This window comes from Rathayibacter sp. AY1D9 (assembly GCF_002932395.1).
Taxonomy (GTDB): domain Bacteria; phylum Actinomycetota; class Actinomycetes; order Actinomycetales; family Microbacteriaceae; genus Rathayibacter.
The window spans coordinates 1-2,110 of the sequence record NZ_PSVQ01000074.1 but is presented as its reverse complement, the minus strand read 5'-3'; the positions used below and the strand labels follow the sequence as shown (position 1 = coordinate 2,110).

Sequence of the window (2,110 nt, the reverse complement as noted above, 5' to 3'; positions counted from 1 at the left end):
GTCCTGATCCTCGCCGCCTCCCCCGGCGCCCGCCCCCTGGGCACGGTCGTCACGCTCCGGGACCGCACCGAGCTGCAGCGGGTGAGCGGCGAGCTGGAGTCGCTGCGCACCCTCTCGGACGCGCTGCGCTCGCAGACCCACGAGTTCTCGAACCGCCTGCACACCATCGCGTCGCTGATCGAGCTCGGCCGGCCCGACGAGGCGCTCGCGTTCGCCGCCGGCGAGCTGAACCTCAGCCAGCGCCTGGCCGACCGGGTCCTCGGCTCCGTGCAGGAGCCGGTGATCGCCGCCCTGCTGCTGGGCAAGGCCGCACAGGCCCGCGAGCGCGGCGTCGAGCTGCACTTCGAGACGCACCTCGAGCCCGGCACGCAGGGGCTGGAGCCCGGGGACCTCGTGACGGTGCTGGGCAACCTGATCGACAACGCCCTCGACGCGGCCGCCTCCTCCGCTCCGGACCGCGAGCCGTGGGTGGAGGTCTACCTCGGCCTCGCGGAGGGCGAGCTGGTGGTGCAGGTGTCGGACAGCGGCCCCGGAGTCGCGAGCGCCGCCGACGTCTTCGCGCGCGGCTACTCGACGAAGGAGTCGGACGGCTTCGGCCGCGGCATCGGCCTGGCGCTGGTGCAGCAGGTGGTGGAGCGGCTCGGCGGCTCGATCGAGGTCTCGCGCCACGTCGGCGCCGTGTTCACGGTGCAGCTGCCGCTGCCCGCGCGGGTGGCGTCGTGATCCGGGTGCTCGTCGTCGAGGACGAGCCGCTGACCGCGAGCGCCCACGCCGACTACGTCCGGCGGGTCGACGGCTTCGAGGTGGCCGCGGTCGCCGGCAGCGGGGCGGAGGCGATCCGGGCGCTGCGCGCGGACCCGGGCATCGCGCTGATCCTGCTCGACATGAACCTGCCGGACATGGGCGGCCTCGACCTCTGCCGGGCCGTCCGGGCGGCGGGCCTGGACGTCGACGTCATCGCGATCACCGCCGTCCGCGACGCCGCGAACGTGCGCGCCTCCGTCGCCGCCGGCATCGTGCAGTACCTGATCAAGCCGTTCGTCTTCAGCGCGTTCGCCGCCAAGCTCGCCAGCTACCGGTCGTACCGCGAGCGGATGCACGGCGCCGACGTCGCCAGCCAGCACGAGGTGGACGGGGCCTTCGCGGCGCTCCGCACCTCCAACGCCCCGGGTCTGGCCAAGGGGCTCTCGGCGCAGACCCTCGAGGCCGTCACCGCGCTGCTGGGTCCCGTCGGCCTCTCGGCGGCCGAGCTCGCCACCCGCCTCGACATCTCGCGGGTGACGGCCCGCCGCTACCTCGAGCATCTCGCCGACTCCGGAGTGGCGGACCGCGCGCCCCGCTACGGCTCCCCCGGCCGCCCGGAGCTGGAGTACCGCCGCCGCTGAGCGCGCGTCAGGCGGCCCGCAGTGCGGCGGCGATCTCCTCCTCGATCAGGTCGTGGTTGATCGCCGCGCCCACGCGCAGCCCGTCGGCGGACGAGGCGACGACCTGCGCCATCGGCTCGACCAGCGAGCCCGCGGCGAAGACTCCGGCGACGCCGGCCCGGCCCATCGGATCGACGGCGAGGTGCCGCGCGACTCCCGACGGGTGGTCGGCGAGCTCGAGGCCGAGCCCCTCGGGGAGCCGCCCCTCGACCCGCGGGCCGACGACGAGCGCGTCGAGCTCGTGCCGCCGACCGTCGATCACCACGCCGACCAGGCGGTCGTCCTCGACGAGGACCCTCTCGACGCGGCCGGGCACCAGAGCGATCCCGCGGGCGGCCAGCGCCGCCGCCTCGTCGCCGGCGGGCGCGGGTGCGCCGTGGAGCAGGATCGACGTCCGGTCGCTGAGCTGCCGGAACATCTGCGCCTGGTGCCCGGCGAACGAGCTGCCGAGCACGCCGATCCGCCGGCCGCGCACCTCGAAGCCGTGGCAGTAGGGGCAGTGCAGGACGTCCCGTCCCCAGCGGGCGCCGAGCCCGGGGATCTCCGGCAGCAGGTCGCGGACGCCGGTCGCGAGCAGGAGGCGGCGCGCGCGGAGGACCGTGCCGTCGGCCCGCGGGTCGAGGGGCGGCTCCCCGAGGGGCTCGGCCTCGAGCTCGCCGACCACCCGTCGGGAGTCGCGCGGCACC

Annotated in this window: 3 protein-coding genes; 2 read left to right on the top strand and 1 reads right to left on the bottom strand. The window is 75.9% G+C overall.

Annotation, left to right across the window (positions count from 1 at the left end; translation table 11 throughout):
• On the top strand, positions 1 to 723 hold a 723-nt coding region (locus C5C50_RS16535; protein WP_146085931.1), incomplete at its 5' end, for a sensor histidine kinase.
• Positions 720 to 1,385, top strand: coding sequence for a response regulator (locus tag C5C50_RS16530; protein WP_104223809.1), 666 nt, complete (start codon positions 720 to 722; stop codon positions 1,383 to 1,385). The genes C5C50_RS16535 and C5C50_RS16530, both read left to right, overlap by 4 nt.
• Positions 1,386 to 1,392: 7 nt before the next feature.
• Here C5C50_RS16530 and C5C50_RS16525 read toward each other — a convergent pair.
• Positions 1,393 to 2,110 (bottom strand): NAD(P)/FAD-dependent oxidoreductase (locus C5C50_RS16525; RefSeq protein ID WP_181133963.1); only part of this gene is annotated, 718 nt, incomplete at its 5' end.